General features: G+C 33.8%; 17 protein-coding genes. 7 read left to right on the top strand and 10 right to left on the bottom strand.

The annotated features are described in order from the left end of the window. Nucleotides 1–74: 74 nt before the first annotated feature. From PH4a_RS00255 to PH4a_RS00245, 3 genes are all read right to left on the bottom strand, one after another. A complete protein-coding gene (locus tag PH4a_RS00255) occupies nt 75–1,475 on the bottom strand; it encodes an ATP-binding protein (protein WP_129036879.1) in 1,401 nt (466 codons plus the stop codon). Then, nucleotides 1,476–2,141, bottom strand: coding sequence for a response regulator (locus PH4a_RS00250; protein ID WP_129036877.1), 666 nt, complete (start codon nt 2,139–2,141; stop codon nt 1,476–1,478). Nucleotides 2,142–2,814: 673 nt separating this feature from the next. After that, nucleotides 2,815–3,549: a hypothetical protein gene (locus PH4a_RS00245; RefSeq protein ID WP_129036875.1), complete on the bottom strand. Its 735-nt coding sequence runs from the start codon at nt 3,547–3,549 to the stop codon at nt 2,815–2,817. Nucleotides 3,550–3,708: 159 nt separating this feature from the next. Here PH4a_RS00245 and PH4a_RS00240 point away from each other — a divergent pair, with 159 nt between their 5' ends. From PH4a_RS00240 to PH4a_RS00210, 7 genes are all read left to right on the top strand, one after another. Beyond that, nucleotides 3,709–4,050: a DUF5713 family protein gene (locus PH4a_RS00240; RefSeq protein ID WP_129036873.1), complete on the top strand. Its 342-nt coding sequence runs from the start codon at nt 3,709–3,711 to the stop codon at nt 4,048–4,050. 339 nt (nt 4,051–4,389) lie between these two features. After that, entirely contained in the window at nt 4,390–4,656 is a 267-nt protein-coding gene (locus tag PH4a_RS00235) for a DUF2798 domain-containing protein (RefSeq protein ID WP_129036871.1), read from the top strand. A 275-nt stretch (nt 4,657–4,931) separates the two neighbouring features. After that, the gene (locus PH4a_RS00230) at nt 4,932–5,579 is read left to right on the top strand and encodes a hypothetical protein (protein ID WP_129036869.1); all 648 of its coding nucleotides are present in this window, start codon (nt 4,932–4,934) and stop codon (nt 5,577–5,579) included. A gap of 297 nt (nt 5,580–5,876) precedes the next feature. After that, nucleotides 5,877–6,968: an NADH:flavin oxidoreductase/NADH oxidase gene (locus PH4a_RS00225; protein WP_129036867.1), complete on the top strand. Its 1,092-nt coding sequence runs from the start codon at nt 5,877–5,879 to the stop codon at nt 6,966–6,968. A 255-nt stretch (nt 6,969–7,223) separates the two neighbouring features. Then, nucleotides 7,224–7,853 carry a CatB-related O-acetyltransferase gene (locus PH4a_RS00220; protein ID WP_129036865.1) on the top strand — a complete coding sequence of 210 codons (630 nt, stop codon included), beginning with the start codon at nt 7,224–7,226 and terminating at the stop codon, nt 7,851–7,853. An 850-nt stretch (nt 7,854–8,703) separates the two neighbouring features. Continuing rightward, complete coding sequence (locus PH4a_RS00215; protein ID WP_129041742.1) at nt 8,704–10,491, top strand: YadA-like family protein; 1,788 nt, start codon at nt 8,704–8,706, stop codon at nt 10,489–10,491. Between the two features lie 117 nt (nt 10,492–10,608). Then, a complete protein-coding gene (locus PH4a_RS00210) occupies nt 10,609–10,920 on the top strand; it encodes a hypothetical protein (protein WP_129036863.1) in 312 nt (103 codons plus the stop codon). 231 nt (nt 10,921–11,151) lie between these two features. Here PH4a_RS00210 and PH4a_RS00205 read toward each other — a convergent pair whose 3' ends face one another. The 7 genes from PH4a_RS00205 to ttrS form a co-directional block, all read right to left on the bottom strand. Next, nucleotides 11,152–11,562: an acyl-CoA thioesterase gene (locus PH4a_RS00205; protein ID WP_064720412.1), complete on the bottom strand. Its 411-nt coding sequence runs from the start codon at nt 11,560–11,562 to the stop codon at nt 11,152–11,154. 105 nt (nt 11,563–11,667) lie between these two features. Beyond that, the gene (locus tag PH4a_RS00200) at nt 11,668–12,447 is read right to left on the bottom strand and encodes a PhzF family phenazine biosynthesis protein (RefSeq protein ID WP_129036861.1); all 780 of its coding nucleotides are present in this window, start codon (nt 12,445–12,447) and stop codon (nt 11,668–11,670) included. A 118-nt stretch (nt 12,448–12,565) separates the two neighbouring features. Beyond that, nucleotides 12,566–14,101 carry a peptide MFS transporter gene (locus PH4a_RS00195; protein ID WP_064720410.1) on the bottom strand — a complete coding sequence of 512 codons (1,536 nt, stop codon included), beginning with the start codon at nt 14,099–14,101 and terminating at the stop codon, nt 12,566–12,568. Between the two features lie 420 nt (nt 14,102–14,521). Beyond that, the gene (gene mdtG / locus PH4a_RS00190) at nt 14,522–15,730 is read right to left on the bottom strand and encodes a multidrug efflux MFS transporter MdtG (RefSeq protein WP_129036859.1); all 1,209 of its coding nucleotides are present in this window, start codon (nt 15,728–15,730) and stop codon (nt 14,522–14,524) included. Between the two features lie 267 nt (nt 15,731–15,997). Continuing rightward, complete coding sequence (locus PH4a_RS00185) at nt 15,998–16,939, bottom strand: Kdo(2)-lipid IV(A) acyltransferase (protein WP_129036857.1); 942 nt, start codon at nt 16,937–16,939, stop codon at nt 15,998–16,000. A 73-nt stretch (nt 16,940–17,012) separates the two neighbouring features. After that, on the bottom strand, nt 17,013–17,615 hold the full coding sequence (ttrR, locus tag PH4a_RS00180; RefSeq protein WP_129036855.1) for a tetrathionate respiration response regulator TtrR: 603 nt from the start codon (nt 17,613–17,615) through the stop codon (nt 17,013–17,015). Between the two features lie 13 nt (nt 17,616–17,628). Next, nucleotides 17,629–19,386, bottom strand: coding sequence for a tetrathionate respiration histidine kinase TtrS (gene ttrS / locus PH4a_RS00175; RefSeq protein ID WP_129036853.1), 1,758 nt, complete (start codon nt 19,384–19,386; stop codon nt 17,629–17,631). Nucleotides 19,387–19,395 lie beyond the last annotated feature (9 nt).

Raw genomic sequence — 19,395 nt, 5'->3', positions numbered from 1 at the left:
AGTACCTTGGTCTATTAATACTACCTATTGAAAGGGTTTATTAAAGTTAAAGGAGAGTTATATCCCCCTTAACTTTAATCATTATCAGTTAATATTGTTTTTAATGGTAGAGAAATAATAAAACCAATACCTTTATTATCTAGTCCTTGGGTAACCATAATTGAAGCATGAATTTTATTTGCTAAATTTTGAGCAATAGATAAGCCTAATCCACTTCCTGTCTCTTCTGTTCCAGGAACTCGATAAAAACGAGAGAAGAGCGCTGCTATATGCTCTTTCGCAACACCTGGGCCATTGTCACGTAAAATAATATTTATACCATTTTTCCATCTATTTTCGATGGTCACTTCAACTTGACTACCTTTAGGGCAATATTTAATCGCGTTATCAATTAGATTATTAAAAATAGACAACAATGCTTGTTTATCTGTTTCTATTTCAAGAGAACAACCTTCATTTAATGATAATTCAATATTTTTTGTTAGTGCATAAGGCACTCTTTGAGCAATAGCATTACCGATAACATTGTAAATATCGATTTTTTCTACTTTAAGAGGAAAATCGTCACATTCTAATCGTGCTAAATCAATTAATTGATGTGATAGTGCCGCCGCTCTATCTAGCGATTGTTTCATATCTTCAATAATTTCTTCGCGCTCTTGTATATTATCTACCAAGGAAAGTAGATGTAGTTGTGCTATAACTGCGGCTATCGGTGTTCTTAATTCATGAGCGGCATCCGCCATAAATTGCTTTTCTCTAATATTTGCAGCATCAATCCTCTCCATAAGTTGGTTCAGCTCTTTAAATATAGGGCGGATCTCTTTAAATTGTTGCCCTACATTAATTGGGGTGAGGTTACGAGGTTTGCGATTAGAGATAAGTTCTGCAGCTTGTCTGAGAGGACGCAAACTAAAATAAGCCGTTATTAAAATAGCGAAGATGACTGTGGCAAGAATAAATAAGAATGGAACAAATGTCCCTTCAATAGGATTACCAATAACATGGCCTCTGTCTTCGACAGACTCACCAATAAACACTTTTATTTTGTGTTTTTCACCCCAACTATAAGAAAGGATCCATTTTTCACCTGCAACAGATATTCGTTCAGAAGCTAGTGAAAGCACTCTTGGAATAGGTAATTCGGGTCTATTGGTATAAATAATATTGTTGTTTTGATCGAGGGCTATAATCCAAGGAAGATAGGGCATGTCATCATCTTCTCCATTGAGCATGGCATCGATATACATACCTTGTAAATTATGTGCTATTTCTTTTACCACTTCAGGTTGATCAGCGACAATTTCTAAAGTATTAGCAAAACCTTGAGCTATGATTTCTTGCTGCTTATTATATATTTTTTCGAAATCCGCAAGATAATCAAACTGTATCCACGCTAACCAAACTCCCCATAACATAATAATAGAGATAATCTGGAGAACGATAGTATAGATAAAAAAGGAGCGGATTTTCATTTAATTAACTTCTTTTTTTAATAAATAACCTACACCACGAACAGTAATTATTCGTTCTTTTCCTATTTTTCTACGTAAATTATGCATATGAACTTCAAGAGAGTTACTTTCAATTCTATCATCTAAACCAAATAAGCGTTGTTCTAACTCAGACTTACGAACCACATTATCGGTATTACGCATAAGTTCATACAGTAATTGATATTCTTTACCTGATAATAAAAGTAATTCATTATTTAATGTGACTTGATGATTAGACGGATTCAGTTGTAAGTCACCAATTGACCATATTTGTGATGAAAATCCAGCCATTCTTCGGCTTACTGCTTTTACTCTGGAAATAAGTTCAGGCATTGCAAATGGTTTTGGTAAAAAATCATCAGCGCCTGAATCTAATGTTTGTACTAAATTATCGATTTGTGTACGCGCTGTAAGAATAATGATAGGGATTTTTTCTCCACTTTTTCTTAGTGCGATAAGTTCATCTTGGCCATCACCATCCGGTAACCCTAAATCTAATAACATTAAATCAAATGCCCGTTGACTTAACTGAGTTCGCGCATCGGCGAGTAATCTTACCCAGCATGGATGAAAGCCCGCAATTTCAAGTCCTCGGCATAGTGCTTTGCCAAGTTGTAAATCGTCTTCCACTAATAAAATATTCATAATAATACCTATTTAAATCTGATTTAAGAAAGTATATGTGGCAAATAAAAATTGAGCAATATAATAAAATGTAATGTTAAATACGATTAATCAAATCTTAATGTAAGATGGATTTTTATTTAATATATGCTCTAAGTATAAATAACATTAAATGAGTAAAACAGCTTGGCAAGATTTATTATATAATTTGAAAAGATATTTTCATTAGTGAGGTGTGATGTAATTTATATTTTAATTAAAGTTATAAGCTGAAAAATAATTATGTTGAAGTATTCATAATTCTATTTATCAGAAAGAATAACTATATTAATTTGTTTTTTTATAAAATAAAATGATGTAAGTTAACTTTAGTGCTAGATTAATAATTTTATTTTAAAATAAAATTAAATAGAAAAAATATTTTATCCTTAGATTTATCAATAAATTATTATGTTTATCTTGTCATTGTTTTTGATAGAATGAAGTATGATTATTTTGTTGTGCAACGGGCTTTTTATTTAGTTACTCTATTTTATCTATACTATACTCGGCAATAAAAACCATTGGTTTAAAATGGAATAAACAATAGCACTAAAAGGAATTAATATGGGATTAAAAGGTATTTTTTAGTATTAACTAATTTATTCTGTGTCAGAAATGCTCCCAACCCTCTGGGAGCATTTCAATAGTAAAATTAATTATTACAAGGTACTTTATCCCATAGGATAAGATCAAAAGGTAGATTTAATGGTGCGGCTAATTCATTAGCTATTTTTTGCATTTGTGTTTTTGCTTCGTTAGTTCTTTCTTTATCAATATCAGGGATTATTTTATCTTTTCCTGGCAAATCATCTAATATGCGTTCTTCTATTATTTTTCCTTGTGACCAGCGCTGAAAAATCCAGTTCCCATTTTCTATCAGTTGATATTTAGTGCCTTCAATTAACGATATTCTATCTTTATCATAGTGAACGGGAATAAGTTGATTTGCTAAATTATCCCAAATCCATCCACGATATGTACCATCATTTAAACGAGTTGCCCACCAATGCATGTCATCAGGCTGATACAAATAAAGTTCAATAAATGAAATATAAGGATAAACATTATTTTTTAGTGATGCTTGAATGAGATCATCATTAAAATAATCAATAGAAAGAATTTTATTTTCTACCTTTAATTCCATAGAGCAATTATTCCATTTAGTTAACTTTAAACCGTCAATAGTTGGAACTTCTGGAATGGAAATAATTTCATTCGTTGCACTATCTTGCTCTGGTGGGTAGTAATATCCTGTAATATATTCACCATTTTTACCATAGAATTGCCATGATGCGAGTGGTCGGGTATTTAAATAGTACTTAACTATGATAAAAAAGAGAAAAGTTACGCCAACTAATAAAGTAGTAATAAATATTTTTTTTGTCATTTTTTGCTAACTTATAAATGATAGGTTATATAATAAAAATAGTGTATTTTAGTGTAATGGATACTAGTAATTTAATTATGAATCGTTAATATACGTTATATTAAGAATAATAAACAAGTATTCTTAATAAAAATGATAAATTTTAATTCAGGATTTTTTATGATAATTAAAAACAAGGTGTTAGCGCAATATCACTTCTTAAGTGAGATGGACAATGATAAATATTATCCCATTTATTTAGTGAAAAAAGGTCAAGAGATCCTTAAAGAGCTTTGCATTAATATTGAAGGATCTCAACCCAAAACACTAAATGAACTTTATGCTTTAAGTCATAAGGCGACAGATAAATTTAATCAGTTAGCTGAAGAATTTGAAAAAGAAAATAGTGAGATAGAAACAGTAGCAAGAGAGTGTATTGCTGAGAATATTTATATTATTGCCAAAGAATATGGATTTGAAAAAGCTGATACTGAAGAATTAATTGCAACTAGAGATTGGTAAGATCTATAGTAAGAAAACCTTATATTTATAAGGTTTTCTTATTGAAAAGTAATTCAATATTAGTTATTTAACTATAAAGATTAATAGAGAAACTTGGTTGTTTAGTTTATTTAAACGTAAATATTTTCTAATGTATTTATATTAAAACACCATTTTTTATATTGTTTTAATAGAAAAATAATTAGTTGACAAAAAAAGATTTATTTATAAACTGTATTATCCAGTTGGTCTAAGAAGACTCGTAAGCGTTTACGTTAATCAACGCATATAACTAATTTATTGGCCTGTTGTATTGGCAGTTATGTGCTGTTGTACATCGTATTATTGGAGTCTTTATCTATGTCTTCTCAAGACAAAAACATTATTTTAGGCATCCCCAAATTTCCTGTTAGAGCCATGATTTTTTTGGTTCCTTTCTTCTTATCTTTTGTAATGTGTGGCATCGTATCCTTTATTAGTACAGTCAAGACTATAGGAGTTGGGCTATTTATTATATCTCCTTGGTTAAGTTCTTGGGGGGTATCTTGGTTAATTGCTTTTCCAACTGTTTTATTTGTATTACCGGTTGCAAGAAAATTATCATTATTATTAGTCAAGCCGCATTAATTATAAAATTAGAAAAGACTTACTTAATTAAGTGGGTCTTTTTAAGTTTAAGAATTAAATTTTCATTTAATTCCTTTTGTTTTTCGCTGTTTTTACCATTTTTAATCTTAATTTTATGAGACGGAATTATTTAAAACTGTATAAAGCAATTGCTCCTTACTTTAAGAAAATAGTGGTAACTTAGATGTATGTTTTCAGATATTTTAACTAATGAATAGTTTAAATAAGATAATGTATTAACATTGTTTTTTACTGTTTGATAAATAAGGAATTGCATGAAAATAATAAAACTATTATTACTTGGCTTCTCATTTTTCCTTGTTGCATGTACCACAACCCATGATCTCGATAAAAAAGAGAATGAAAAAATAACAGCATTATTGCTGAGTAATGACAAACTTTATGCCGTTGGTGAAGTAAATGATTATGAGTTTTCTGGTGAGATAGTCAAAGAATTATATCTCTTTAGCTTGAGCCCTTATGCAGATAAATTAATTTATTCTACAGCAAATCTAACCGTTACAGATAAGAAATCTGTTAATGGCACTTATCGAGTTTATATTGCAGTTGCAGGGCTTTCAGATATTGAAAAAAAAGAGCTGATAGATAAATATCACTTTAATGTTACGCAATATCTACCTAAAGCGGCGACAACCCTGCCTAGTAATGCAGAAAAACCAGAGTTTTTAATGCACAGTTTTAGATCTAATGGAAATATTGTTGCATTGGAAAATAAACACGCATTAACGGAGAAGTATGCGCTAAGAAAGCCTTTAATTGCAGACGTAAATTATTTTATTTCAAGTAAAGATATTGCTGGGGATATGGGCGCTGTTTTAATGGCACCCGTTGCTATTATTATGGTTATACCTGTTATGCTAGTATGGGGTGTTGCTTGTGCTGGCAGTAGTGATGGATGTTAAAAATAGGGAACTGAAAAGTTTTTTAAAAGCAAATAACATAAAGAACTAATAAACAGCATACTATTATTTTTCAGCACAGGTTGTGGGTTGCTAGTGTGAAGGAAAATATTGCCTTTTTCTTATTACAATGTGAAGCAGGGCATCGCGTAAATAGAGGCGATCCGTTAGCCTAGTTACATTGCATTAAAATTGTCGCAAATTTAAAATTAAATAGTAGGCAAAAAGTTATTTTCTGAATATGGATACAGTAAAAATAATTTCTTTGCCTCGATGCTTATTAATAGCAGGAGGCTTTATATGAGTTTGTTATTTTCCCCTAAAAAATTAGGCCCCCATCAATTAGAAAATCGCATAATTGTTGCCCCTATGTGTCAATATTCCGCTGAAAATGGACTTCCAACTTCTTGGCATACTATCCACTATGGGCAATTAGCATTATCAGGTGCTGCATTAGTTATTATGGAAGCGACAGCTGTAGAGCCAAGTGGACGAATAAGCTATAAAGATTTAGGTTTATGGTCAGATGAACACGCAAGCTCATTAAAAATGCTTGTTGATAATATTAAAACCTACTCAACAGCTAAAATTGGTATTCAACTTGCACATGCGGGAAGAAAAGCATCGACTGATTTACCCTGGAATGGTGGTAAATCTTTAGCATCAACAGAAATGAATGGATGGCAAAAAGTTGCACCATCTCCTATTGCATTTGGGCAATATCATACTCCCCACGCATTAACTATTGATGAAATTGAAGAGATAAAAACAGCCTTTATTCAGGCAGCAAAACGAGCAGAATCTGCGGGTATTGATGTTATTGAAATACATGGTGCACATGGCTATTTATTGCATGAATTCTTATCTCCTTTATCAAATCATCGTACTGACCAATATGGTGGTGATTTTAATAATCGCTGTCGGTTATTGGTGGATGTATTTACTGCGGTGAAAGATGTTGTATCAGATAATATTTGTGTTGGTATAAGAATATCAGCAACAGATTGGGTTGAAGGTGGTTGGGATCTTGAAAGTTCAATTGCATTAACTCAACATTTAGAAGAATTAGGTTGTCATTATATTCATGTATCTTCTGGCGGATTATCTGATAAGCAAGCCATTAAGTTGGGGCCTAATTACCAAGTTCCTTTTGCTCAGGCCATTTATAATGAAACACAATTACCTGTTATTGCAGTGGGTTTAATTACTCAGCCGGAACAAGCAGAGGCTATTTTACTGACAGAACAGGCTGATTTTATTGCACTTGGTCGAGGTATTCTTTACGATCCTCGTTGGCCTTGGCATGCAGCAGAAAAATTGAAGCAGACTATTAAAGTTGCACCTCAATATTTACGCTGTGCGCCTCATGGCAGTAAAGATTTCTTTAAATAAAATAGAATGTTTTGCCACTTGTTATCCACTTAGTGGTTAATAAGTGGCTTTTATCTTTATTCTGCTGATATAAATTATCTGTAAAAATAAGCAGCATTATTCTCTATCTCAAAAGATAAAAAGTGATACGAATGATAAAAAATCCATTATTACTACAGCCCAGAATAGCTTAAGGCGGTGTGTTTTTGAATGCGAACACATCATCAGAGAATTAAGCATTCTTTGATGGCTCATCAATTTGTAGAGAGTCATTTTATGAAAAATAAACATTGGTCGCATGTAGAGTATCTACATGAAACAGTAAAGAATAAGAATATTATTATCAAAGGCCAGCATAGCTATTATAGTGATTGTTGGGATAATGGTTTTGAGGCTTCAGTTGTACGTTATCTTTATGGTGATGAGATTAGTTTACAGTGGGAACCATTATGGGAAATTGATAAATTATATATTGGCGATTATGTCTGTATTGGTGCTGAAGCCGTTATTTTAATGGGAGGAAATCATACCCATCGAATGGATTGGTTTTCTCTCTACCCTTTTATGGACAAAATAGAAGAGGCTTATATTGGCAAAGGCGATACCCATATTCATGATGGTGCTTGGATAGGAATGCGTGCAATGATAATGCCTGGTGTTACTGTTGGTGAAGGTGCCATTATTGCGGCGAACAGTGTGGTATCAAAAGATGTTGAGCCATATAGTATTGTCGGTGGAACACCAGCAAAGCATTTAAAATATCGTTTTGAGCCAAAAATAATAGAGCAACTTTTATCGTTGTGTATTTATGAGTGGCCTGACAAAAAATTTACAGCATTAAGGCCTTATTTATGTCAATCATCGATAGATACACTGTTAAAAGCTGAACGCCAATTTATTGAATAGAGTGATGCCCTTGCTAGTGAATGCTATCAAGGGTTTTTTCGCAGTAATATCAATGAAAAATATCTTTTTTATATTGGTTGTTATTTTTCACCATTATAAATATCTGGAGAGAATAAAAGTATTGATTCTTTTATTATTAATAATAATGAAACTAGCAATATATTGTCTTTTTCTACCGATTTAGCCATGTTATTGTTATCTAACAAATATAGTGGTTCAGTTATTCCTGTATCAAATCATACAGAAATGCGTGAAACAGAGGAAGTTCTTAGTATTACTTTAACTAAACTGTGTGATAATATGTTTGTCACTTACACGGAAAGTAATATAGGACATGAAATGCCATTAAGTATAAATAACAAACCGGTAGTTTCTGCAAATGTGGTAAGTGAAATTTCATCATCATTCCATACTATCTGTTGATAGAAATAAGTTCTCACAAGATATTAATGTTCTATTGAAAAATTCTTACGAAAATAATGTTAATTTCTTGTTTTTATAATTATTAAAATAAACAGTTTTAATTGAAGTTTTTATTTGATCTTTGTCGCAAATATAAAAAAATATTTTAACAATAAAAATACATATAATTTTATTATTTTATTTTTTATTATTTTTATTTTTAAATTCAATAATTAATTAATCTTGTTACTTGTTGATTTTGTTTGATATATGAAAATTATATTTTTATTTTTTATAACTTAAATATAATAGTCACTATCTGTCATTATTGTTATTTAATTAAGTTTACTTTATTCATTAAATTATTTTATAAAATATATAATGTGTAAAAATAAAAACATGCATTACTCTCTATGTGGGTAAAATATTTATGGAGAATAGTGTGGATATGAATAAGATTATTTTTTTCAAAGCAAATATATTATTAATTTTATTATTTTCAACTTCACTTTCATATGCGCTAAATACCACGAAATTAGGGCCAGAAAGTAAAGCTGATGGTAATGAATCTACGGCACTGGGATATAACACTTGGGCACATTCTGACCAATCTACAGCTATTGGAGCTACCGCTGGGGCGGAAGGAAAGAGTGCAACAGCCATTGGGCATAGTAGCACTGCAATTGGTGATAATTCATTATCTATAGGTAGTGGTGCAATGGCTATTGGAGAAGGATCTATCTCTATTGGTGATAAGGCATATAGTGAAAATAATAATTCTATTAGTATAGGTAAAGGTGCAACAAATAATTCTGAAAATGGTGTTATTTTAGGTGGTGGTAGCTATTTGGCAGACAGTGCAAATAATACAGTTATTGTCGGTAGCCAATCATCAGGTACTGCAAGTAACTCAATTATCTTAGGAGATAAGAGTAAGAATAATCGTAATAATACGTTATCTGTAGGAAGTGATAGTAATACAAGACAGATAATTTATGTTGCAGCTGGTACTGCGGATACCGATGCTGTGAATGTTTCACAATTAAAAGAAACCAAAGATAATATATTCAAAGAAACAGACAAACGTATTACTGACAATAATCACGCTATTTATAATAAGGTTAATGAGGAAAAAAACTTCATATTAAAAGAAACCAATAATAAAATAGCCGAAAATAACAAGAAAATTGAATCTGATATAGCTAATTCAAATAAGGTTGTATTATTGACAAGTGAAACAAAAGCTACTGAATTAGCAACTGAAGCAGAAAAAAATGCTAATCGCTATACTGATAGTAAAGTAAAGACACATCAAAAGGATACAATTAACTATATTACTGAAGCAAAAAATGAGCTTTATATTTATAATGATAATAAGCTTGCTGAAATGAAAAATAGCGTTGAGGATTATACTAATAAAAAGACTGATGAAATAAAAAAAGGAGCAGAGGATTATACAGATAAAAAAATAGATGGTATGAAAAGAGGAATAGAAGAATACACTGAGAATAGGATTATTGAATCAGAGATAATTATTAAAGAACATACTAATAATAGAGTGACGGAGATCGAGAGTAATAGTAAAGAATACACCGATTTTAAAGTAAGTGAGCATAATGATAAAGTTATCGAGCATGTTAATAATGCAAAACGAGAAACTGAAATACTTACAGATAGCCGAGTAAGAAAGACGAAAAAAGATGCCAATGAGTATACTGATATTGAAGTTGGTAAAATTACAACGGGTATCCAAGATATTTTAGGGAAAAATAATGAAAAAATAATAAGGGATAATCAGAAATATATTACTCAAAAGGGCAATGAATTTATCAAAGAGACAAATGTTATTCTTAAAGAAAGAGATGTGTCGTTAAAAGAATATATTGACGGATCTAAGAATGAGTCTATATTTATTGCAAATGAGTATACCAATAATAAGATTAAGGCCGCTTTTATTGATAACGATGCATCTTTAAAAGCGATGGATAATAAAATAGATAAAGCAGATAAGCGAGCAAGTGCAGGTATTTCTTCTGTTGCTGCTATGGCAAATATTCCTTACGTCACTAATCATACATTTAGTCTAGGTATTGGTGTTGGTAATTACCGTGACGCTAATGCGTTTGCGACGGGTGTACAATACCAAATAAATGAAAGTACTTTATTTCGTGTTTCAGCATCATGGAATACTGAAGATAGAGCGGTTGTTGGCGGTGGTATTTCTTATGGTTGGTAGCCAAATTTAATAAATACTCGCTAAGTGTAAGGTTGTAGCTTTTTATCTAAAGATTGGCTTTGGTTTATAATACGAGGATAATAAGTAATACAACCTTTGTTTAGTTTGGAAAAAATAATGATTTATCTTTATTCTGGTGGTGGTGATTTAATAAAGCAAGTGAGAGTAAATAAAGCCGCAGCAGATAAGGTATTAGAAATAGCTCAAAATAACCCTATTTTTACTATTGATTCAGAATACTACGATATTCCAGAGCTTGATAGGATAAGTGCGATATTATTAATCGAGCCTTCTATTGAATTAGCACTGGATATATGCCGAAACTATTCCCATCATACGGATATTGTTATTGCAGAAAGTGCTTTGGTAGGTATGAAGTTAACTGTTTGCCAGATTGAATTTGAAGTAATAAAAATCTGTGTATTGTGATTATTTTCTGGCGCTAGTTATCCACATTAACTGTGGATAACTCTTGTCTTATATGTTAGTAATTATCTTGTTTGTTGATTTTGTTAGATATTTTTTATTGAGTGAAAAGTGCACATGATGTCTTGCAGCTCTGATTTAGTATTATTACGTAAATATCTATATGGTTAATATAAAGCAACTCTTTTTTAAGATAATTTAATTTAAAAGAAAATTTATCGCCTTTATTGAAGGTTATTTATCGATTAATGGTGTTGGTTTACCATTATTGTCAACAGCAACAAAATTAAACTGTCCGTGAATGACTTCTTCGCGTCCTTCAGCGTACATATCTTCAAGAAAGATAGAAACATTAACCGTTAAACTTGTTCTACCAACGCGTATAACCTCACCAACAAGTTCAATAATAGTGCCTGATGGAATAGGGTGGTTAAAGTTTATTTTTTCGGTGGATACTGTAACTAAACGCTTGCGGCTAAAACGTGTTGCTGTAATAAAAGAAACCTCATCCATCCATGCTAATGCAGTGCCACCAAAAAGTGTAGAGTGATGATTAGTCGTTGTCGGGAAAATAACTTTAGAAACACGTGTTACTGAATTTTTGATTTTATTTTGTAACTCAGGTGATAAATCAGCAATGGACATAACGATAAAACCTTATTTTGATACCGTAGGGAATAATATCCCCACAGTATAAAATAGAGAAAAATGAAAGCAAAGTAGATGAAGGGATGATAATGGTGTTTGTAATTAAAAAGTAATACTGCCTTGTAAAAAGAGTACTGCTTCTCCAGTAAGCAAGATACGTTTATTCTTTAGTTCACAAAATATATTTCCACCTCTTTTTGAAACTTGTCGAGCATTTAGTTGTGTTTTATTCAGTTTTTCTCCCCAAATAGGTGCTAATACACAATGAGATGTACCAGTAACGGGATCCTCATTAACACCCTTTTTAGGGGCAAAAAAGCGTGAAATAAAATCAAAGGGTGCATAGCCTTTCGCCGTTAATATGACTCCAGGTAAAGGTAATTGAATTATTTTGTCAAAATTAGGCTGATAGTTAATAACTGTTTCTGGATCAGAAACAAAACAAGTGTATCTATCATGAGAGATCCACACTTCATCTATTTTAATTGCTAAATCTGATTCAAGCTGTGCTTTTATATGTTCATTTTTAGTTGCTGATACTTGTGGAAAATCAAGCGTGAAGCTTGATGAGTGACAAGAAACAGAGAGCTCACCAGAAAGAGAATTAAATTTAAATAAAGATGCTGGTGATTGTTTTATTGTCTTTAACACAAAAGCGGTAGCGATAGTCGCATGTCCACATAATGGCACTTCGATTTTAGGTGTAAACCAACGAATATGGTCACCAACTAAAAAAGCGGTTTCTGGTAAATTAATTTCATTGGCTAAGGCTAATAATGTGGAGTCAGGAAGCCATGTATCTAAAAGAATAACGGCTGCGGGGTTTCCTGAAAAAGAGGTAGAAGAAAAGGCATTGACATAATAGATAGGAAGAACAGCCATAAAATTACCTTAGTCATAAACAATAAATAATAAGGTAATGAGATTAAGTGTTTTATAGAGAAGCCGCAATCAAAACAAAAAGCCATGCCTAATAATAAGGCATGGCTTAAGAGGTTAATTAAGCGTCTGCTTTTTCTTTATTATCTGCACTTTGTAATAATTTGCGTACAGGAATAATTAGCGCAGACAGAGCAACTGCACAAATTACCAGCGCAATAGAAACGTGAGAGAAGAAGTCTGGCATAACATCAAGTTTATCTGGGCGAATATTACCCCCCATCAGACCCGCTGCTAAGTTACCTAGTGCACTTGCGCAGAACCATAAGCCCATTACCTGACCACGCATTTTAGCCGGCGCTAAAATAGTCATAGTAGCAAGACCAATAGGGCTTAAGCATAGTTCACCTAAAGTCAGCAAAAATATACTAGAGATTAACCACAGTGGTGATACACCTTCACCTGTGGCAATAACACTTTCAGATGCATACATCATGACGGTAAATCCGCCAGCAGCAAATAAAATACCAATGACAAACTTAGTCATGCTGCTTAAATTCAGATTTCTACGCGCCATCATCGGCCATAACCAACTGAATATTGGTGCTAGAATAATAATAAACAGCGCGTTCACAGACTGGAACCAAACAGCAGGGATCTCAAATCCCATAAAGTTTAAATTGGTGTAGTCATTAGCGAACAAGTTAAATGATGTTGGCTTTTGCTCAAATGCAGACCAGAAAAGTGCTGCTGAAACCAATAATAGGAAACAGACAAATAAGCGTGAACGGTCACTGCTACTTAATCCAGCAAATAGGAATAAATAGATAAAATAAGCAATCACACTGCCTGAAATGACATAAACCATAAAGTTTGCGACTAATACCGGATTAAACGGAATAACGCCAGATATGATTAATGCCACAATGCCAATAAGTACCACAGATAATGCCATTACCCATTGAGCAACATTACGGCGGACAACAGTAGGGCGATCCCAGCTTGAATCTAAGCCTACTTCACTATCGAAACGGCGCATTGTCGGTACTGCATAGAAGCGGAAAATCAGTAATGCGACAAGCATACCAATACCACCAATACCAAAGCCCCAATGCCAGCCATAATCGCGAACTAACCAGCCCGTGATAAGAGGTGCAATAAAGGAGCCCATATTAATACCCATGTAAAATAAAGAGAAACCACCATCTCGGCGTGTATCATCTTTTTTATACAGGGTTCCGACCATTACGGTGACACAAGTTTTAAATAACCCGGTTCCTAATACGATAAATAATAAACCGATAAAGAACAGGTCTTGTGACCAAAACGCAGACAGCGCGATAGAAAGATGCCCTAAGGCAATAAAAATTGAGCCGTACCAAACAGCTAAACGCTGTCCTAACCAGTTATCAGCCAACCAACCACCAGGTAGTGATGTTAAGTAAACACCACCAGCGAAAATCCCGACAATAGCAGAAGCCTGCTCTCTGGGGATATTCATGCCTCCATCATAAACAGTTGCCGCCATAAATAAGATTAATAATGGGCGAATACCGTAGAATGAAAAACGTTCCCACATTTCGGTAAAGAAGAGGGAGCTAAGCGGATAAGGATGGCCAAAGAAAGTTCGGCTTGATTTTGAGTGAGTAGATTGCATCTTAAAATCCCAAATAAAACCTCTACAGGTTGTTTGCAAGTAAAAAGAACAAAATAACAGCAGGTGGCAAAACAAAACGATTTCATTCTGTTATCAATTGCTACTGCATTTAATTAATATATTTTTAACATACTTTTAGTGCGAGTAAGTGACTAAAAGCATATTTAATACTTTATAAACCATTTTTTGGTGCAAAAGTCGATAAAAATCTCATTTTACAATAGTTAAACTTGCAATTTTTTGAAAAAAAAGGGCAAGAAAAATTTATAAGAGGGAATAAATTGTGCTTAGGAATTTTCTTAATAAACAATAATTTATAAAATACATAAGAAAAAAAATAACAATTAGGGCTTTAAGCGCAAAAGTGTAATTTTTTGTAGTAAAAAAACTATTAACTTGTCTTATTTGTGGTTTTTTTGACTACTTGTTTGAAGGCTTGCTAAAGCTAATCCAGGAATAAATAAGATTAAAAAATACAACAGCAGCGGTGAAATAAAAAACAGCTCTAAAACCATAGCTGGCCGCGACAAATGCACCCATTAACGGTCCAGTAACATTTCCTACATCTCTTAACGCCTGATTGTAGCTGAAAATTCGACCAGCAATCGCTGGTGTAATGTTATAAAGAATAAGTGTTTGTACCGCAGGTAACATTGCTGCATTAACCGCGCCTAATAAGAATCTTAATGCACCTAATTCCCAGTAATTTTGTACTAAAGCCATGGGAATGAGCATAAAAATAGAGAGCCCTAAAGTAAAAATAAGCACTTTATCTGGGCCAATTCTATCGCCTAATTTACCAAATCGGGGGGCGCTAATTAATGCGGCGATACCAGGAACAGAGGCAACAACGCCACTAATAAAAGCAAGATTAGCGACAGAACCACTCAAATCACGAATATAGAGCGTTAATATGGGGGTTACTGAGCCAGTAGCGACTTGAATAATCATTGTAGTGAAAAATAAACAGATAACGAGTCGTTTATTTTTAAGTGATGAAAAAACTTGTTGTGTTGATAAGGCGTCTTTTTTAGATACAGGCGTGAAATTTTCGCTAACAAAAAAGAGAGTGACTAAAAAGCAAATAAATAAAACAGCAGAAGTAATAAAGAAGACGGGACGTAAGCCATAAAGGTCGGCAAGCATTCCGCCAATTAATGGCCCAATTAATGCACCGCTAACCGCACCTGTTGAAAGAGTTCCTAATGCCCAACCACTTTTCTTAACAGGAACTTGCGTTGCAATTAATGCATTAGCATTAGGAACAAAGCCACCTAATACACCGAGTAAGGCTCGTAAAATAAGTAAATGCCAAATATTTTGTGCAAAACCAATTAGTACCATTACTATCGCCATACCAAGAGCCGAGCGTAGTAGCATTAATTTTCTGCCTTTTCTATCGGATAATTTTCCCCAAAAAGGCGCGGCAATAGCAGAAAATAAAAATGTAATACTAAAAGCAACACCGGTCCAAAGGTTTAACTCTTCATGATCAGTAATACCTAGTTCTTCTACATAAAGAGGTAAAAAAGGCATGATTAAACTAAAACCGGCACCAGTTAGAAAACAACCGAACCAGACAACATAAAGATTGCGTTTCCAAGAGTTATTTCGAGGTTTTAGATTCATGTCACTCCTTTAGCCAAGAAAATGAAGGATAAATTGAGAACATAGGCCAAAATAGCAGCAATCACATTGTTGTGGCTGTTATTTATCTGTTTTCTTATGCATAAGAATATAGCCATGATACAGAATAAGGGCGATAGGTCTTGCTCTTATAATGTGTTTTGCAGGAGTTTATGTTTGTGCTGTTAGTACTTTTATTATTGTTGTATTTAAATAATGGTTATATTTTTAAGTGGCTGCTTTTTTTATTAAAAACAGCCACTTTGCGTATTAGTGTACTTTTTTTATCTCATTATATAAAGAGGGTTCACCTTCTGGGCGTGTTTTAAAGCGACGATGTAACCACATGTATTGATCGGGTGCTCGTAAAATTTCTTGCTCAATCACCTTATTCATTGCTATAGCACTGCTTTCTTCACTATCAAGAGGGAAATCAGCAATAGCGGGCGAAATGATAAGTTCATAGCCTTTAGCTTCAGGTAAGCGCTTGGGTGTGAAGGGAACAATTGCTGGATTACTAACTCGTGCCAAAATATATGTTCCTGTGATTGTTGCTGCTTTTTCCACTGCAAATAAAGGGACAAAAACACTTTTACGAGGGCCGTAATCGTGGTCTGGTGCATACCAGATAATTTCTCCCGCTTTTAAACCACGCAGCATACCTTTGATATCTTTTCTATCAATCATATATTTATTGGAACGAATACGACCCCATGTTTGTAGCCAATCCATTACTGGGTTGTCGTTAGGGCGATAAACGCCAACACCAGGGTTATATATACCAAAAATACGAGCGCCAAGTTCAAGAGTAAGGAAGTGGATCCCAATAAGTAAGATCCCTTGTCCTGTTTCTTTAACGTTGTAAATATTCTCTACACCACTAACTTTAAACCAGCGTTTAACGCGCCAGTCGGGCCAGAACCAAGCCATTCCAGTTTCAAATAGACCCATACCAACAGATTCAAAGTTTTTATTTAATAACGCTTCGCGCTCATTTTTGGGCATTTGTGGAAAACAAAGCTCAATATTGCGTTCTGCGATTTGTACACGTTTTTTTAAAAAAACTTTAGATAAACGGCCTAGTCGGGTGCCTAACCAATAAATTACAGGATAGGGTAACAAAACCAGAAGGTAGAGTACGCCAATCCCAAACCAAGTCAGCCAATATTTTGGCTGTAGAAATGATGCTTTAAATGGGGGTGACTTTATCATGAGCCTATCTATTTACTATTTTCCAATGAATATTCTATATTGTGACACTTTTTACTGCGGATCAGAAATTTTGTTATAAATTAGGTGCGAAAATATCGATACCTTGCAGTGCAGTCACTAATTCAGCAATATTTTTTGCCGCCATTTTTTCCATGACTTTTGCTCTATGAACTTCAACAGTACGAATAGAAACACAAGCGACTTGAGCAATTTCTCTATTCATTAATCCTTGAATAACGTAATGAGCAATATCTTTTTCTCTAGGGGTTAAAGAGGCATAACGACGACGAATTTCATGTGCGCTAAAGCGTAATTTTGTATCATTAAATGCAGCATCAAGCGCTGAAAGCAGAGCATTACTATCAACAGGTTTTTGTAAAAAATCGATAGCACCTTTTTTTATTTCTTCAACAGCCATTGGAATATCCCCATGGCCTGTCAGGAATATCACTGAAAGTGTGCTGTGTTTATCAATAAGATATTGATGTACTTGTCTGCCATCAGGCTTAGGCATTCTCATATCTAATAGCACGATACCGGGTTGGTATAGATTGATATTGTTAATAAAGAATTCGCTATCATTCCAAACATGCGCAGCATGACCTAAGCTTTCTAATAAAAACTGGCAAGCATCAGTAACAGCTAGATCATCATCAACAAGATGAATTGTTGGCATTTTTCCTCCGTTATTAATTTTTTTTCGGGAAAATTAAGGTAATTTTTAATCCAATTTTATTATTTTCATTTGTCTGATTATCAATATGAATATCAGCTCCTTGCGAGAGTAATAAACGCTGGCAAATCACTAAACCTAATCCAAGTCCTTCTGCTTTTGTGGTTTGAAAAGGTGAAAATGGTTGTTCAAGTTGGCTGTGGCTCATTCCACCCGCATCATCTTCAATCACAATTAATAATCTGTCAGGCGCTTTATGTGTACTTACTTTCAGTGTGTTGGTGCCAGCTTGCAGACTATTAGTAATTAAATTAGATAATATTTGTTCTAATAATGTCTCAGGTAGATATAGGGTATCATGCTCATCAACATGGATGATCAGTGATACCTGAGGATATTTTTCTTCTACTCGTAATAATGTCCAAATATGTTGAATACACGTGGCTATATTTTGTTCTACTAAGGGAATGTTTTCCATATTAGACGATTGTTTTCCAACCCATAAACGGAGGTTTCTAATAATATCTGCACCGCGTTGAGCTTGTTTGTCTATTTGTTGTAATGCGGGGAGTAAAGGGTGAGATCCGTTCTCTTTTTGTAAGCGGATCACACTACCTTGAGCATAACTTTTAATCGCTGAGAGCGGTTGATTGAGTTCATGAGCAAATCCTGATGCCATTTCACCTAAAATATTCAAACGTTGGGCTTGTTCTAGCTCTTCTTTGTGTTGTCTTAAGCGATTATGTGCTTGTTCTAATTGACGACTTCTACGTCTGACCAAATAGCTTACCCATACTTGGTTTAGCACCAAAAAAATTACCCCACAAAATGAGAGTGCCAGAATAAAACGGTGCTGAATTGCCCATATTTTTACATCTTGCCAAAGTTGTCTTTGTTGTGGATGTTGGTTTACGTCCCTTAATAAGTTTTCCACTTGGGTATGAGAAGCTGGCGCTCCCCATTTCATTTTAGGTTTACTCTCATCCATAAGTAGAGTGCGCGTTACTTTATCGACCAATTCATCAGGCACTGTATCTAATGCTGCAAATGACCAGTTTGGGTAAAGGGGGGTACTTGTTAGACAGGGTGTTTTGGTTTCATAAGAGATAAGAGGCCGAAAATCTTTTTTACGAATTAATCCTTCGTTATCCATATTTTCTAATAAACAGACAGGAATAATCGCAGCATTAATATCGTTATCACGTAGTTGATAAAGTAGGGCGTCAGCAGGAAAACCAGAAAAACGCAACGTAAAATCTTTATCAGGATCAATCCCTTCTTCTCTTAGCGCTTTATACCCTAAAAGATAACCACCAAAAGCATCTGGTGCAATGGCTCCTACGCGCTTTCCTATTAATTCATTAATTGATGTTATTGCGCTGTCATTACGCACTAAAATAAGGCTTCCGATAACATTTCTAGTGGTGTTATCTGGCTCATAGTTCGAACGTAAAGAGAGTAACCAGCGTAGCGGGAAAGCATTATCAAGTTGGACAAATTGGGCTGGATTTGTGAGCAGAAAATCGACATTTTTTTGCGCCACAGCTTGTTTCATTTCTTGTAAATTTAATGGCAACAAGGTGAAGTTTTCTGTTGGGAATTGCTCGTTAAGTGTTTCAATTAGCGGTTGCCAATGTCGTTGAGTTGAGGCATCTCCTCGTAACGCTAATACACCAACTGTCCATTCTTTTGCATGTAATGGAAATGAAAAAAATAGCAGTGTTAGCCACATTGCTATGATGTACTTAACCCCAATTGTCTGTTTTGTCTTCATAAATATCTA

Origin of the sequence: Proteus hauseri (genome assembly GCF_004116975.1) — a bacterium.
GTDB classification, from domain to species: Bacteria; Pseudomonadota; Gammaproteobacteria; order Enterobacterales; family Enterobacteriaceae; genus Proteus; species Proteus hauseri.
The sequence above is the reverse complement of the archived record's forward strand: the minus strand, read 5'-3'. Positions and strand labels throughout refer to the sequence as shown.